Consider the following 16,888-nt stretch of genomic DNA (forward strand, 5'->3'; position numbering starts at 1 on the left):
CTCTCCACCATATGTGGTGGCTATATAATTTATAAAAAGAGATACTGGTTAGTAAAATTGCCAGTATCTCTTTTCTATTCGAAAAAGGTATTCAAATAAACACATCTATGTGGCTACTTGAATACCTTTTATTATTTTATGTTATTGTTCCAATCTTTTTAATTGGTTGATTAGTTTCTGACTTTTAAAAAACATACCTGCATATTCACGATATAACATTAAAATGATATCTGACATTTCATCAATAATTTCTTGATGGATATTCAATGAATTCATTTTATCTATTGGTAATTTTTGTAATACATCTAATAAATATAGTGTTTTATTCGATAATATAACTGCATGTACATCTTTAGAAGCCTCTTGCCTTGAAATCGCACCGTCAAACTTAAAACTATAACCTATTAAATCTGCTTGTGTGTCATTACCACTCACAGCACAGCGATTAAATGATGCAGTAAAACCAAATCGTTTCATACACTTTAACATAACTACGACTGACATTAACTGTGCAGATGTACCTGATTCTATTTTTTCAAGAACAAATTGTAATAATTGATAGTTATATGGTGCAATGTCACCTTCATCCATTGAGCGCTCAATAGTTTCAGCTGCCAGAGAGGCATAACTGCTTACGTAAAGGTCCATTTGTAATTTATAATGTTGACTAATAACATCTACAGAATTTAACGTTCCCATACCTCGCCACTGATTGTAAATAAACAAACCATAAACAAACAATTGCGTTTGCGCTTGTAAACCCGTCTTAACTTTTTTAGCACGCCTTGCCATAAGTGGTACTTTTGCACCATGCTCATTTAAAATCGTGATAATTTTATCAGATTCACCATAATCAACTGCTTTGATGATAATCCCTTTTTGGCGCATTAACAATTATCTTCACCACTTTTAAGATTAATCTTGGTCTTCAACATAACCAATTTGGCGAATAAAGTTAACTTTGTTTCGCCAGTCTCTTTGAACTTTGACCCATAATTCTAAGTAAACTTTAGAGCCTAGAAGCATTTCTATATCACGTCTCGCACGTTTTCCTACTTCTTTTAACTTTTTACCGCCTTTTCCAATGACAATTCCTTTTTGCGAATCTCTTTCAACATATATAGTTGCTTCGATATGAACACGATCTTCGCTTTCTTTAACCATACGGTCCACATTAACACCAATCGCATGAGGGATTTCTTCACTTGTAAGATGAAGGATTTTTTCACGAATGATTTCACCCACTACAAATTGTTCAGGATGGTCTGAAATTTGATCATCTGGATAATATTTAGGTCCTTCGGGTAAATACGTCTTTAAAACATCAATAAAATGATCGACATTTAGCCCTTCTAATGCTGAAATAGGTACAATCTCTGTAAAGTCCATATAACTTTGATATTCTTCAATCTTTGGCATTAATTCATCTGGATGCACTAAATCTATTTTATTTAATACTAAAAATACTGGTGTCTTAACATTTTTCAACATTTCTATAATATATTCATCGCCTCGTCCAATTTCCTCATTGGCATTAACCATAAACATGATTGCATCTATCTCAGATAATGTATTTTTAGCGACTTTCATCATATAGTCACCTAATTTGTGTTTAGGTTTATGAATACCTGGCGTATCAATGAATATAATTTGCGCGTCATCTCTTGTCATAACACCTTGAATTTTATTTCTAGTTGTTTGAGCTTTATCGGACATGATTGCTATTTTATGGCCGATCACTCTATTAACAAATGTTGACTTTCCTACATTTGGTCTACCTATAATTGAAACAAATCCTGATTTATGTTCTGTCATTTATTCTAAATCCTTTCCTGAAAATCCAAATGGTAGTAACTCTGCGACTGTCATCATAACCATATCTCCTTTATGATTTGTCATATACACAGGCATATCATCATCACATAATTCCTTCAAAACTTGACGACATGCACCACAAGGTGATGACGGTTTATCTGCATCTACGGTTACAGTTATTGATTCAAAATCACCTGGTCTGTATCCTTGAGAAATTGCCGATACCAAACTAGCTCGTTCAGCACATATCGATAATGGATAAGAAGCATTTTCTACATTGGTACCATAAAAAGTTCTACCGTCTTTCGTTTTTAAATAAGCCCCTACTTTAAATTGACTGTATGGCGAATATGATTCTTGTTGTGCTTTTCTAACTTCTTGAAAATAATGAGGTTGATAACTCATATATGCCTCCCTAAAATAACGCTATAAAATGTGGTAAAAATACTATTAAACCTATAATAAATGCTAATATTGAAACTATAAGTACACTAAAAGCCGCAATATCTTTAGCGTATTTAGCTAAATCATGATATTCAACGGTCACTAAATCGACAACATATTCAATAGCAGTGTTTAAAGCTTCAACAGTGAGAACTAATGCAATAGCAATGAGTATAAATATCCACTCAATCCGATTAATATTTAGTACGAGACCAAAGACAATAGCAACAATCATTGCAAACACATGTAAAAGAAATTTATAGTCTTTTTGAATTAAGATTTTCAGCCCATCAAGTGCATATTTAAACCTTTTCATAATTAGTCTCGTGTTAATCCATATGCGTTTAATATTGTATCTTGTCGACCAAACATTTCCTTTTCATCCGCTTCAGTCATATGATCATAACCTAATAGATGCAAAAATCCATGTAATGCTAAAAATCCTAATTCTCGTTCAAAAGAATGTCCGTAATTGTTTGCTTGTTCTTGCGCTACATCCGTACAGATAATTATATCCCCTAAAACACGTGGTATATCAAGACCACTAAAATCAATCTCTGGCTCATCTTCTTCTAAAGCAAATGAGATTACATCTGTAACTTTATCTTTATCTCTATATGTTCGATTAATTTCTTGTATTTCTTGTTTATCTACAAATGTAACAGAAAGCTCAGCATCGTCTTCTATATGCTCTTCTTTTTTAGCAAATTCTAATAAATCTTCAATTTGTTTATACCAAGCATCTTTAACTAAGCCTGTGTGATCGCTAAAATCTATCGTAAACATTTAATTCTCTCCTTCATAATGTTCAATGATCTTACTTACCAATGGATGTCTTACTACATCGCTCTGATCTAATTTCAATATACTTATACCTTTAACGTTGTGTAACCTACTGACCGCTTCCTTAAGTCCACTTTTAACACCTTTAGGTAAATCGATTTGAGTTTGGTCACCAGTAACTACCATTTTTGAGCCAAAACCTAGTCTTGTTAAAAACATTTTCATTTGCGCATGTGTCGTATTCTGCGCCTCATCAAGAATTACAAATGCATCTTCTAATGTTCGTCCGCGCATATATGCAAGTGGCGCTATTTCGATAATGCCTCTTTCAATAAATCGCTCTGTTTGTTCACGCCCAAGAACAGTATATAGACCATCATATAAAGGTCTTAAATATGGATCTACCTTTTCTTTCAAATCTCCTGGTAAAAATCCAAGTGACTCTCCTGCTTCAACAGCAGGTCTTGTTAATACAATACGTTTAACAGCACCTTTACGGAGTTGCTTTGCTGCATAAACTACAGCTAAGAATGTCTTACCTGTACCAGCAGGACCTATACCAAATACTAAATCATTATTTTTCATGGCATTAACATATATACGTTGCCCCATCGTTTTCGCACGAATCGTCTTACCAAATGCATCTTTAGTTATCTCTTCATCATATAAATCTAACAGATGTTGAATTGTGTTATTATGCGCCATTTTAATAGCTGCTTCAACATCTTTAATTGTAATATTATTACCTAAATCAATAACCTTCAGCAAATTGATTAATACTGATTCCGCTTTTTCTACGTTTTCTATTTTTGTACCTTTAACGGCAACTTCTTGTCCTCTTGCATGGATGACAACATCGAAACTCTCTTCAATTGCTTTTAAATGTTCATCATTATTTCCAATTAAAGCTTGAGATTGGTTCATATCGTCTATTTGTATAATTCCAGGCATACACGCGCTCCTTTTCATATATCATTTATATTCATTCTATGATGCTTTAATATCTACTTAATTATATCATGCAATTGATTGATTTAAACATCTTTGCATTGACTTACTCATTTTTCTTTAATTTAAAATAATCATTTATACTTTTCACCTTGTCATAAAAGCAGATTCAATTTTAGACTAATCAATTTTTTGTTGTAATTTAAATAACTAATATTTCTCGAAAGATTCTCTTTGTTTTTCAATTTTTCTTAACGTAAAAAAACAAGCAACTACCATTACGATAGTGCTTGTTTTCAAAAAATTTTATAATTGTTTTGGTTTAGCTAAAATTTCTGACCATATCATACCATTGATTACTTCATCTTTATCAAATTGGAACGCTGATTTAGTCAAATCTTTTTCGACATTTTGAGAATTAAGCAACTGCTTTAATTTCAAACGTTTTGTACGTTCAGATAAGTATTTATCCTCAATAATATCTCTAGCACGTTTTTCCATTTTAGCAATTTGCTTTTCTTTTTCTCTATCAATGTCAGTACGAATCGTTTTAATATCATCTCTAAGTGATTTTTCTAATTGACGTCTAATTTCGTCAGAATTATCTTGTCTAGAAGGTCTATGTTTCTGCTCCACCGGTTCTGCTTTAGGCACTGTAATTGGTTTCTCTGTCATCGGTTTTGTTTCTGGTTGTTTTTTAGGTGCCATAGGTTCTACAACAGGTTTCGATTTAGGCTCTTCCTTTGGAAGTTCATCGAATAAAGGTGGTAACGTATCATCATATTTTCGTTTCGATGATTTCTTTTCTTCTTCATTTAATTCTTCACTTATTTCTTTAAACGTTCGCTCAATTTCTTCAAAAAAGCCACCTTTTTTTGGTTCATTATCGGTAGATGTTTTTTGAGGTGGCTTTTGATTTTGTCTATCTTTATGACTATTTTCGCGCATAGTAGTAATGATAGAAATGATCACTGATATGACAAAAATTAGAATACCGACACTCATTTAATCACCTCTCGACTTAATGTTCAGGTGACTCATCATCACTTTGATCAGTTCGTTTATTAATTGCATTTCTCATGCCTGTATCAGCTTCGATATTTTTCAAATTATAATAATCTTTAACACTGATATTACCTGAACGTAATGCTTCAGCCATAGCTAATGGTACTTCAGATTCGGCTTCAACTACTTTAGCATGCATTTCTTGTACACGCGCTTTCATTTCTTGCTCAGTTGCTACAGCCATAGCTCTACGTTCTTCAGCTTTTGCTTGTGCAATATTTTTGTCTGCTAATGCTTGTTCAGTTTGTAAGTCTGCACCAATATTTTTACTAATATCAACGTCAGCAATATCAATTGATAAAATTTCAAATGCAGTACCTGAATCTAAACCTTTGCTTAAAACTGTTTTAGAAATATTATCTGGGTTTTCAAGTACTTCTGTATGATGCTTACTAGAACCAATTGTTGAAACGATACCTTCACCAACACGTGCGATGATTGTTTCTTCACCAGCACCACCAACAAGTCGAGCAATATTAGCTCTAACTGTGATACGAGCTTTGGCTTTCACTTCAATACCGTTCATTGCTACACCTGCGATAAATGGTGTTTCAATGACTTTAGGATTAACAGACATTTGAACCGCTTCTAATACGTCACGTCCTGCAAGGTCAATTGCAGCAGCACGTTCGAAAGGAAGATCAATGTCAGCACGTTGTGCAGCAATATTAGCGTCAACAACTCTGTCAACATTTCCTCCTGCTAGATAATGCGATTCTAATTGGTTTGTTGTTAATGCTAGTCCTGCTTTATGCGCTTTAATTAATGGCGCTATAACTTTTCTTGGAGATACACGACGTAAACGCATACCAACCAATGTACCTATACCAACATGAACGCCAGCTGCTAACGCTGAAATCCATAAACCAATGGGTACAAATGAGAATAAAATAAGTAATGCAACTACTATAATAACTGCTATTACGATAAAACTTAAACTAAACATGGTATCGCTCCTTTTAATTAATCTACTTCCCTCACAACTACTCTTGTTCCTTCAACTTCAAGGATTTTTACCGTTTTATTGCGTAAAATAAAGTTGCCATCTGAAACAGCATCAATACGTTCATTTTCACAAAAAATAATCCCTGCAGGTCGAAGATCTGTAACTGTTTGAGCAGTCTTTCCTACGAGGTGCGAGCGGTTATCATGAGAATTGTAACCTGACTCAGAATTAGTTGAATCTTTTAAGATAACTTTATCCAAAAACGGAATCTTTCTGTTGAAAATCTTCACTAATATCACCCATTCTACAATCGTTAAAATCAAGGCAACGATAACATTCGCAAGCATAAATAGCAAATTATCACCGAGCGTTGTTATGCTTATAGTTATCAGTATCATGCCAATAATACCAATTACTGCACCAACTACAAATAATTCAATTACAACTAATATAACGCCAATTGAGAATATTAAGATAGAATGCATATTGACATTTCCTTGGATTAGAAATCCCAAAAATAAAATAAGTAATGATAATGTGGCGATAATACCAGCTGCATTGATTTTTTTAGAGTAAAGTTGATATACAAATCCTAAGAATGTCAAACAGGTTAATATTAACGTAAAAATAGGTTGAACAATTATATTACTAACTTGTTCAACCCAAGTATCTCCAGCCGTTGATTCCAAGATAGTTGTCATTTGTAAAAAATTATTATAACTCACAATTTCACCTCGCCCTCACATTAATTATACATGAAATTGAATATACTTTATAGTTATAAGAACCTATAGAATATCAATTTGATTATTTATAAACTATATAACTTTTTTTAATTAAAAATTGACAACAAAAAAACATCACATATTAGTGTAAGACACTAACTTGTGATGTTTGTTTTATATAATTAATATTCGTGTTGAGGGAGTCAACAGAGGTATTAATTATTTGAATTTACGTTTACGTGCAGCTTCTGATTTCTTTTTACGTTTTACGCTTGGTTTTTCGTAAAATTCACGTTTACGTACTTCTTGGATTGTTCCACTTTTAGAAACTGAACGTTTAAATCTACGTAACGCATCTTCAAGTGATTCATTTTTACGTACTACTGTTTTAGACATCTGTATTTCCCTCCCTCCAAATATCAACGGAACTTTATAGTCAATTGCACAGTAAAACTATGCATTTATAAGTATAATATATCTGTAATTTATGGTCAATTAGTAAATTGTTTTTTATTTGAAACATATTTCACATCAAAATCACAAAGACTTTTAGATTTTGTTCTAAAAATCTCTTAATAATTTATTTAATGAGAAGAGTTGCTTATATAGTAAATTGTGAAGCCGTTAAAACAACGTTACAAAACCTATATCTTTAATACGAAACCTTATGGTATGAATCAAGGAATACTTAAACTAAAACTTCTCTATCAGATTTATTTGTTGCGAAATCAACAACTTTAATTGCTTGCCCTTCATTTAATGGATAATTTGCTTGCGTAATTTTAACTTTTACAATTTGACCTATGAGTGATTCGTCACCTTCAAATTGTACTTTCATATAATTATCTGCATATCCAACTAATGTGCCTTCTGTGTCACCCTGTTCCTCAGGAATTACTTCAAGCACATCTTGATCAAATTTAGACGCATATAACTTTCCGAGTTGATTGCTTAGCGTAATTAACTTATGCACCCGTTCATTTTTAATTTCTTCATCAATTTGGTCATCCATTCTTGCAGCTGGCGTGCCAATTCTAGGAGAATAAGGGAAAACATGCAGTTCAGAGAACTTATGCTTTACGATAAAATCATATGTTTCTTGGAACTCTGCTTCAGTTTCACCTGGGAAACCAACAATTACATCACTCGTAACTGCCAAGTCTGGTAAAGCTTTATGCAATTTTGTTAATCGTTCTGAAAATCTATCCATTGTATACTTACGTCTCATACGTTTTAATACTGTATCTGAACCAGATTGTAATGGAATATGCAAATGACGCACAACTTTTGTTGAACGTTCTAAAACGTCAATTACTTCATCTGTAAGTTGACTTGCTTCAATTGAAGAAATTCGAATTCGTTCTAATCCATTAATCGTTTCAAGATCACGTAATAATTGGGCCAAGTTATAATCTTTTAAATCTTGACCATATCCACCTGTATGAATTCCTGTCAATACAATTTCCTTATATCCTGAATTCACTAGTTGCGTCGCTTGTTCAACTACTTTTTCCGGATCTCTTGAACGCATTAAGCCACGAGCCCATGGAATAATACAGAATGTGCAGAAGTTGTTACAACCTTCTTGAATTTTTAATGACGCACGTGTTCTATCTGTAAAATATGGGACATCTAATTCTTCATATTTACGATTTTTCATGATATTTCCAACACCATTAATTGGTTGGCGTTCTTTACGGAATTCATCAATGTAACCTAATAGTTTATGTCTATCTTGTGTACCAACTACTACATCGACACCAGGAATTTCCATAATTTCAGCTGATGAAGTTTGCGCATAACAACCTGTTACACAGATTACAGCATCAGGATTTTGTCTTATTGCACGTCTAATTATTTGACGACTTTTTTTATCACCTGTATTCGTTACTGTACAAGTATTAATAACAAATACATCAGCATTCGCTTCAAAGTCAACGCGCTCATAGTTTGCTTCTTTAAATAATTGCCAGATTGCTTCAGTTTCATAATGGTTTACTTTACAACCTAATGTGTGAAACGCAACTGTTGACATAAATATTCACCCCATTAATTCTTTTTCATAACTTATTGCACTTAACGCATACAATGGCGCAGTTTCTGCCCGTAAAATTCTCGGTCCAAGACCAACAACTGTACTAGTATTACTAAATAATGAAATTTCATTTTCTGACAAACCACCCTCAGGACCAAAAATCATCAACACTTTATCCTGAGCCTTGAATTGTTGTAAAGTTTGCTTGAAATTGCTTAACTCACCATCTTTTGCTTCCTCTTCATATGCAATAAGAATATAGTCATAATTATCAATAGTATCACAAATTAATTTTAAATTCGACTCGAATTGAATAGATGGAATCACTAAACGATAGCTTTGTTCAGCAGCTTCTTTAATTATTTTTTGCCAACGCTCTATCTTTTTGGCAACTTTTGCCTCGTTTAATTTAACAATTGAACGTTCCATGCTCACAGCTATAAATGATGAAGCACCCAATTCAGTAGCTTTTTGTAGCAACCACTCATATTTGTCAGCTTTGATTAGTCCACTGCAAATCGTAACATCAACTGGCAATTCTGTATTAATATTTTGTTTTTCTTTTAAATCAACTGCAATTTTATCACTTGTTATGTCAGCAATTTCACATAAATAAACTGTTTGATCATTAAAAGTTAAAATAATTTTACTACCAACATCATATCTCATTACATTTGTTATATGATGAATATCTTCTTTTTTTGTAATAAAAAAACGCTGACTTACATCAGCGTTTTGGTCTATGAAATAACGTTGCACATTATTCACTCACTTTCTGGCCAACAAGACAAACCCAACCGTTGTCATGTTGTTCTGAAATAATTTTAAAACCTACACGCTCCATATGTGACTGTATACCTTCATACTTCTCTTTTATAATACCAGAAGTAATAAAATAACCGCCTTCATTTAGAGTATTATAAGCATCTTCAATCATTTCATCAATAATATGCGCTAAAATATTTGCTATTACAATATCAAATTTTTCTGTTTCGTCTTTCAATAAGTTACCTGGAACAGCTTCAATTAACGTTTCACAATGATTTCTTCTGAAGTTTTCTTTAGCTACATTCACTGCCATTTCATCAATATCCAACGCTTTAATACGTTTTACACCGATTAGATGACTTGCAATACTTAATATACCTGAGCCAGTACCAACATCAATTACTGAATGCTGTGGCAATACATATGTTTCTATTGCCTTCAAACACATACTTGTAGTCGGATGATCACCTGTTCCAAAAGCCATACCTGGGTCGAGCTCAATGCAAAGCTCTTCATCCGCTTCTTTAGCATATGTTTCCCAACTAGGAACTATTGTGAACTTCTTCGACGCTCGGAATGGATGGAAATAGTTTTTCCATTCATTTTCCCAATCCGTCTCTGCAATAATTTGCTCACTGAATTGAACGTTATGTTGATCAAGTTCATCTAAATTTAATAACTCATCTTTAATTTGCTGTCGCAACTTATCATCATAAGTCATTTCATTAAAATAGGCTTTCAATCTTACTCCCTTATCTGGATAATCCTCTTTTTTCAAAGCGTAAATTTCACCGTATTTATCTTCTGGTTGGTTAATTAAATCATCTGAATCTTCTATCACGACACCATTTGATCCATGATTTTCAAGTATATTGGTAGCCAATTCTACTGCTTCATGATTAATAATAATTGAAAGCTCTGTCCAGTTCATACTTTATTCTCCCTTAAAGAATCTTTTTGCTCTATCTTTAAAATTCGAAGGTTGTTCATTAATTTCTTCACCATTTAATTGGGCAAATTCTTTCATTAGTTCTTTTTGTCTATCTGTTAATTTAGTAGGCGTTACTACTTTAATATCAACATATAAATCTCCGTATCCATAGCCATGAACATTTTTTATACCCTTTTCTTTTAAGCGGAATTGCTTACCTGTTTGTGTACCAGCAGGGATTGTTAACATAACTTCATTATTTAATGTTGGTATTTTTATTTCATCGCCTAAAGCTGCTTGTGGGAAGCTAACATTTAATTTGTAATAAATATCATCACCATCACGTTTAAATGTTTCAGATGGTTTAACTCTAAATACTACGTATAAATCACCAGCAGGTCCTCCATTCACGCCTGGAGAGCCTTCACCAGCTAATCTAATTTGTTGTTCATTGTCGACACCTTCAGGTACTTTCACTTCTAATTTAACTGTTTTATTTTCAGTACCTTTTCCGTGACATGTTGGACAAGCTTCTTCAAATTCTTGACCACTTCCATTACATTTAGGACAAACTTGTTCAGTACGAACTCTACCTAAAATTGTGTTTTGTTCTACAGCTACATGACCAGCGCCATTACAGTAACTACAAGTCTTTTTACTTGTTCCAGGCTTTGCACCATCACCATGACATGTTTCGCATGTTACATCTTTACGGATTGAAATTTCTTTTGTTGTACCAAATACCGCTTCTTCAAATGTCAATGTCATTGTATACTGAAGATCATCACCTTTTTGCGGTGCATTTGGATCTCTTTGTCTGCCGCCACCGAAGAAAGAGCTAAAGATATCTTCAAAACCGCCGCCACCGAAGCCGCTAAAACCACCAAAGTCAGAGCCATTGAATCCTTGTCCACCAAAACCTTGTGGCCCGTCATGTCCAAATTGATCATAGCTTGCGCGTTTATTATCATCACTTAAAACTTCATAGGCTTCAGAAATTTCTTTAAACTTTTCATCTGCACCTTCTTCTTTGTTAATATCTGGATGATATTTTTTCGAAAGCTTTCGATACGCTTTTTTGATTTCATCTTTTGAAGCATCTTTACTAATGCCTAAAACTTCATAATAGTCTCTTTTGGCCACAGCTATCTCTCCTTTTCTTAATTAACTTATATAGTTTAACGTAATATGTCATACTATCCAAATAAAAAGTCAAAGCCAATGTTCTATTGACTTTGACTTTTCAGATCATGACAACATTCTAATTGTATTGTTTAATTATTTTTTGTCGTCGTCTTTTACTTCTTTAAATTCAGCATCTTCTACAGTACTATCGTTGTTTTGACCAGCATTTGCACCTTGTGCTTGTTGTTGCTGTTGAGCCGCTTGCTCATATACTTTTGCTGATAATTCTTGAATCACTTTTTCAAGTTCTTCTTTTTTAGATTTAATATCTTCTATATCTTGACCTTCTAAAGCAGTTTTAAGAGCGTCTTTTTTCTCTTCAGCAGATTTTTTATCTTCTTCACCAATATTTTCGCCTAAATCAGTTAAAGTTTTTTCAACTTGGAATACTAGACTGTCAGCTTCGTTTCTTAAGTCTACTTCTTCACGACGTTTTTTATCTGCTTCAGCGTTAACTTCAGCATCTTTTACCATACGGTCGATTTCTTCGTCTGATAATGAAGAACTTGATTGAATTGTAATTCTTTGTTCTTTATTTGTACCTAAGTCTTTTGCAGTTACATTTACAATACCGTTTTTATCGATATCAAACGTTACTTCAATTTGAGGTTTACCACGTTCAGCTGGTGGAATATCAGTCAATTGGAATCTACCAAGTGTTTTATTATCCGCAGCCATTGGACGTTCACCTTGTAATACGTGTACATCTACTGATGGTTGATTATCTACTGCTGTTGAATAGATTTGAGATTTAGATGTAGGAATCGTAGTGTTACGTTCAATTAACGTATTCATACGTCCACCTAAAATTTCAATACCTAAAGATAGTGGTGTTACGTCTAATAATACTACGTCTTTAACGTCACCTGTGATAACGCCACCTTGGATTGCAGCTCCCATTGCCACTACTTCGTCCGGGTTTACTCCTTTGTTAGGTTCTTTACCGATTTCTTTTTTGACAGCTTCTTGTACTGCTGGAATACGAGTTGATCCACCAACTAAGATAACTTCATCGATATCTGAGTTTGTTAAGCCAGCGTCTTTCATTGCTTGGCGTGTAGGTTCCATTGTTCTTCTAATTAATGAATCTGATAATTCTTCAAATTTAGAACGAGTTAAGTTTACTTCTAAGTGTAATGGACCGTTTTCACCAGCTGAGATAAATGGTAATGAGATTTGAGTTTGTGATACACCTGATAAGTCTTTTTTAGCTTTTTCAGCAGCATCTTTCAAACGTTGTAATGCCATTTTATCTTGAGATAAGTCTACGCCATTTTCTTTTTTGAATTCTGCAACTAGGTAGTCAATAATTACTTGGTCAAAATCATCACCGCCAAGTTTGTTGTCACCGGCTGTTGATAGTACTTCGAATACACCGTCACCTAATTCTAGGATAGATACGTCAAATGTACCGCCACCTAAGTCAAAAACAAGAACTTTTTCATCTTTATCAGTTTTGTCTAAACCATATGCTAATGCTGCAGCTGTTGGTTCATTAATGATACGCTCAACTTCTAAACCAGCAATTTTACCAGCATCTTTAGTTGCTTGACGTTCAGCATCGTTAAAGTATGCAGGTACTGTAATTACAGCTTTGTCAACTTTCTCACCTAAATAGCTTTCAGCTGTATTTTTTAAGTTTTGTAAAATCATAGCTGAGATTTCTTGTGGTGTGTATGATTTACCTTCAATATCTACTTTATAATCAGTACCCATATGACGTTTAATAGATTGAACAGTGTTTGGGTTTGTAATAGCTTGACGTTTAGCTACTTCACCAACTTGAGTTTCTCCATTTTTGAAAGCTACAACAGATGGTGTTGTACGTGAACCTTCAGGGTTTTGAATTACTTTTGGCTCATCGCCTTCTAATACTGTTACACATGAATTTGTTGTACCTAAGTCTATACCAATAATTTTACTCATAATAAAATTCCTCCATTTAATCATTAAATTAATTTAATTTTAAACAATGTCTTTTCGCCAAATTTAAGTTATTGGTTTACTTTGACCATTGATGGTCTTAATACTCTATCTTTAAGCTTGTATCCTTTTTGTAGTTCTTGAGTGATTTCGCCAGATTCAAAATCAGGGTTATCATCTTGAACTACAGCTTGGTGAATATTTGGATCAAATGCTTCACCTTCAGTTTTAATAACTTCAAGACCATTATCTTTTAGTGCGTTAATCAAACTTTCATGCACCATTTGTACACCTTTTTGAAGAGATTTAAAAGTCTCATCATCACCTTCAATTTGAAGTGCACGTTCTATATTGTCTATTGCTGGTAAAATATCTGTTAACACACGTTGTGCTTGATATGTTTTATTTATTTCATTTTCTTTTTGAATTCTACGCTTATAATTTTCAAACTCAGCGTAGAGCCTTAAATATTTCTCTTCGTTTTCATCTGCTAATTGTTGAAGTTCATTAATTTTTTGATCTTTTGGATCTATTTCTTCAATAACATTCTCGTCAGACGTTTCTTCTATTGCTTCATCTTGTAAATGACCTTTACTTTCTTCAGCTTGTTCAACTGAATCATCAATATTTTGTTTGATGTTTGTTTCTTCAACTGTTGATTCAGTGTTTTTTTTAACTGATTCGTCTTTATTTGTCATTTTCTGTCCTCCAATACTTTCTAATCCATCATTACCAAATTCTATTTAATAATTGAATGACATTTTGATAATGCATAGCTGTAGGTCCAATCACAGCGATTTGACCTTTTAACGTTTCATCAAAATGATATTGACTTGTTACAATTGAAATATCACTTAAGCTGTCATCAATTTCATTACCAATTTTTACATTAATATTTGGTGAAGATATATCTTGTAATAATTCTGCAATTCTATTTGATTCTATATATTGTAGAATGGGCTGAATTGAAGATACATTACTTTCATTCAATGCATCAATAAGTTTAACCTTTCCACCCATATAAATGCTATTACTTTGATTAGAAATATGATTATTCATCGTATTTATCAATTTATTGATAAATATTTCTTCCTGCTCTGATTGAACAAAAGAGACAATATCATCTTGTAAATTCTGATTAAACTCAGTTAGTTTGTTAGTAACAAAATTTGATATTGTATTTAGTTTATCATTACTAAACGGTATGTCTGAAGCAAGATGTACATGCTCAACATGACCTGATGAAAATACGATAACCATTATAACTAAATTAGGATTAGCACGAATCAAATGTACATTATTGATAATATCTTGTTTATGATTAGGATGAACAACTAAAGTTGTATATTGAGATATATTTGATAATTCATCTGCAAAATATGTCAATGCTGATGATACATCATATTGATTCTCAACTAACAATTGATTTAATCGTCTTAATTTATTTGTTTTTTGATGAGATGTTTGTTCAAGTAAACGATTGACATAATACCTAAAACCTAATTGTGATGGCGAACGCCCTGAAGAACTATGTGTCTTTTCGATATAGTTTAAATCTTCAAGCTGTTTCATCTCATTTCTAATTGTAGCAGGACTAACATTCAAGTTATGTCGCTCAATTAGTGTTTTAGAACCAACGGGTTGTCCAAAATCAACATAATCCTCAACAATTGCGTTTAATATACTCAATTGCCTATCTGTAATCATGTTTTCACCTCATTAGCACTCACTTATCTCAAGTGCTAATTATAATTTATCAAATTGGTCAAAGTAAGTCAATGTTAAAGACTCGAAATTTCAATTTTTTTTAATCATTTATTAGGAAAGCTTCAAAAACCTCATTACCTATGACTTTCCCTCTATTTGTAAGTGCAATCGCATCGTTCTTTTCTACAATTAATTCCTTCTCTTTTAAATTATTTATTGTTTGACCAAAGACACTTTCAATAGATTGGTCAAACTTCTTTTTGAACCTACTACTACTCACACCTTCATTTAAACGCAAACCAAGAAACATTTCTTCTTCCATTCTCTCAGTCAAAGAAGGTTTATTTGATACTAAAATTGCTTTACTTTCTTTATTTATAGCTTTGATATAATGATTCACTGGATTGATATTCGTATAACGCACACCATCTACATAACCACTTGCACCTGCTCCAAATCCATAATATTCCTCATTAAACCAGTAAACCTTATTATGTTCTGATTCATGGCCATCTAATGCAAAATTAGATATTTCGTATTGATGGAAAGGAGATTGTTCTATCTTAGACATCAACAACTGATACATGTCAGCACCTAAATCCTCATTAGGGAGTTTAAGCAACCCTTTTCTATACATATTATAAAATTGGGTTTTAGGTTCAAGTATTAAGCCGTAACTCGAAATATGTTGAATATCCATATCTAAAGCTAGATCTAAACTTTGTTCAAAATCTTCAATCGTCTGTTTCGGTAAATGATACATTAAATCTAAACTGATTGATTTAATACCTGCGTTTTTAGCATTTAACACCGAAGTGTAAATATCTTCAGTATTGTGCGTTCTACCTAAAACAGACAATAACTCCGGCTTGAATGTTTGAACGCCCATTGAAATTCTGTTTACTCCATATTTTTCTAATAGTTGGACTTTCTCTTTAGTTAACTCATCAGGATTTGCTTCAAATGTATACTCGCCTGTGATTGTAAACGTATCACGTATTGCTTTAAGTAATCTTTCCAACTGATTAATAGAAAGGGCCGTTGGTGTGCCGCCACCTACATACATGGTCTTTAAGTTCCTATATTTTGCTGTAGACATTTCTGTTATTAGTGCATCTAAGTACTCATCTACAGGTTGATTCTGTATAAAATATTTATTGAAATCACAATATGTACATATTCTTACACAAAATGGAATATGTATATATGCACTTTGTACCGTCATTTTAATGCCCCGCTTCTCAGACTGTTTATCCAATCGGCTACATCTTGTTGGACTATCTGCTATTATTCTTACTTTTAACTTTAACGTTTAATCAATGATTGTCTAATATATCGATTCATTTTGATATTTATTCTTGTTTAGAGGGAGTGAGATAGAAATAATAAAGAACCACTAATGATTTATTATGTAGTGGCTCTTACACATTAGCCAGAGGTAATATGTACTTAAAAATAGAATTACATGAGTAAAACTCATGCATAAGGGAGTGGGACAGAAATGATATTTTCGCAAAATTTATTTCGTCGTCCCACCCCAACTTGCTTTGTCTGTAGAAATTGGCAATCCAATTTCTCTGTGTTGGGTCCCCACCCCAACTTGCATATTATTG

General features: G+C 32.9%; 18 protein-coding genes. All 18 read right to left on the reverse strand.

Going from position 1 to position 16,888, the window contains the following annotated elements; translation table 11 throughout:
* Positions 1–141 precede the first annotated feature (141 nt).
* Positions 142–888: a DNA repair protein RecO gene (gene recO, locus IDG64_RS04715; protein ID WP_001557361.1), complete on the reverse strand. Its 747-nt coding sequence runs from the start codon at positions 886–888 to the stop codon at positions 142–144.
* Between the two features lie 27 nt (positions 889–915).
* Entirely contained in the window at positions 916–1,815 is a 900-nt protein-coding gene (gene era / locus IDG64_RS04720) for a GTPase Era (RefSeq protein ID WP_000134765.1), read from the reverse strand.
* Entirely contained in the window at positions 1,816–2,220 is a 405-nt protein-coding gene (gene cdd / locus IDG64_RS04725) for a cytidine deaminase (protein ID WP_000121875.1), read from the reverse strand.
* Positions 2,221–2,230: 10 nt separating this feature from the next.
* Positions 2,231–2,575 (reverse strand): diacylglycerol kinase family protein, encoded by a 345-nt coding sequence (locus IDG64_RS04730; protein WP_000819532.1) that lies wholly within the window; start codon positions 2,573–2,575, stop codon positions 2,231–2,233.
* A gap of 2 nt (positions 2,576–2,577) precedes the next feature.
* Entirely contained in the window at positions 2,578–3,045 is a 468-nt protein-coding gene (ybeY, locus tag IDG64_RS04735) for an rRNA maturation RNase YbeY (protein WP_000494134.1), read from the reverse strand.
* The gene (locus tag IDG64_RS04740) at positions 3,046–3,993 is read right to left on the reverse strand and encodes a PhoH family protein (protein ID WP_001117767.1); all 948 of its coding nucleotides are present in this window, start codon (positions 3,991–3,993) and stop codon (positions 3,046–3,048) included. It lies immediately after the preceding gene.
* Positions 3,994–4,296: 303 nt separating this feature from the next.
* Positions 4,297–4,995 carry an SPOR domain-containing protein gene (locus tag IDG64_RS04745; protein WP_000110600.1) on the reverse strand — a complete coding sequence of 233 codons (699 nt, stop codon included), beginning with the start codon at positions 4,993–4,995 and terminating at the stop codon, positions 4,297–4,299.
* A gap of 16 nt (positions 4,996–5,011) precedes the next feature.
* Positions 5,012–6,001, reverse strand: coding sequence for a flotillin-like protein FloA (gene floA, locus IDG64_RS04750; RefSeq protein ID WP_000492114.1), 990 nt, complete (start codon positions 5,999–6,001; stop codon positions 5,012–5,014).
* A gap of 17 nt (positions 6,002–6,018) precedes the next feature.
* Positions 6,019–6,702: an NfeD family protein gene (locus tag IDG64_RS04755; RefSeq protein WP_001802667.1), complete on the reverse strand. Its 684-nt coding sequence runs from the start codon at positions 6,700–6,702 to the stop codon at positions 6,019–6,021.
* A 243-nt stretch (positions 6,703–6,945) separates the two neighbouring features.
* A complete protein-coding gene (gene rpsU / locus IDG64_RS04760) occupies positions 6,946–7,122 on the reverse strand; it encodes a 30S ribosomal protein S21 (protein WP_000048060.1) in 177 nt (58 codons plus the stop codon).
* A 292-nt stretch (positions 7,123–7,414) separates the two neighbouring features.
* On the reverse strand, positions 7,415–8,761 hold the full coding sequence (mtaB, locus tag IDG64_RS04765) for a tRNA (N(6)-L-threonylcarbamoyladenosine(37)-C(2))-methylthiotransferase MtaB (RefSeq protein WP_000108667.1): 1,347 nt from the start codon (positions 8,759–8,761) through the stop codon (positions 7,415–7,417).
* A gap of 6 nt (positions 8,762–8,767) precedes the next feature.
* Positions 8,768–9,520, reverse strand: a complete 753-nt coding sequence (locus IDG64_RS04770) for a 16S rRNA (uracil(1498)-N(3))-methyltransferase (protein ID WP_001190118.1) — start codon at positions 9,518–9,520, stop codon at positions 8,768–8,770.
* Between the two features lies 1 nt (position 9,521).
* Positions 9,522–10,460, reverse strand: a complete 939-nt coding sequence (gene prmA, locus IDG64_RS04775) for a 50S ribosomal protein L11 methyltransferase (RefSeq protein WP_001104610.1) — start codon at positions 10,458–10,460, stop codon at positions 9,522–9,524.
* Between the two features lie 3 nt (positions 10,461–10,463).
* Complete coding sequence (gene dnaJ, locus IDG64_RS04780) at positions 10,464–11,603, reverse strand: molecular chaperone DnaJ (RefSeq protein WP_001119021.1); 1,140 nt, start codon at positions 11,601–11,603, stop codon at positions 10,464–10,466.
* A 135-nt stretch (positions 11,604–11,738) separates the two neighbouring features.
* Entirely contained in the window at positions 11,739–13,571 is a 1,833-nt protein-coding gene (dnaK, locus tag IDG64_RS04785) for a molecular chaperone DnaK (RefSeq protein ID WP_000034716.1), read from the reverse strand.
* 68 nt (positions 13,572–13,639) lie between these two features.
* On the reverse strand, positions 13,640–14,266 hold the full coding sequence (gene grpE, locus IDG64_RS04790; protein WP_000182225.1) for a nucleotide exchange factor GrpE: 627 nt from the start codon (positions 14,264–14,266) through the stop codon (positions 13,640–13,642).
* A 31-nt stretch (positions 14,267–14,297) separates the two neighbouring features.
* Entirely contained in the window at positions 14,298–15,275 is a 978-nt protein-coding gene (gene hrcA, locus IDG64_RS04795) for a heat-inducible transcriptional repressor HrcA (protein ID WP_000627144.1), read from the reverse strand.
* 100 nt (positions 15,276–15,375) lie between these two features.
* Positions 15,376–16,500, reverse strand: coding sequence for a radical SAM family heme chaperone HemW (gene hemW, locus IDG64_RS04800; protein ID WP_000218104.1), 1,125 nt, complete (start codon positions 16,498–16,500; stop codon positions 15,376–15,378).
* Between the last annotated feature and the right edge of the window lie 388 nt (positions 16,501–16,888).

Origin of the sequence: Staphylococcus sp. EG-SA-15, assembly GCF_017151895.1 — a bacterium.
Lineage (GTDB): Bacteria > Bacillota > Bacilli > Staphylococcales > Staphylococcaceae > Staphylococcus > Staphylococcus aureus.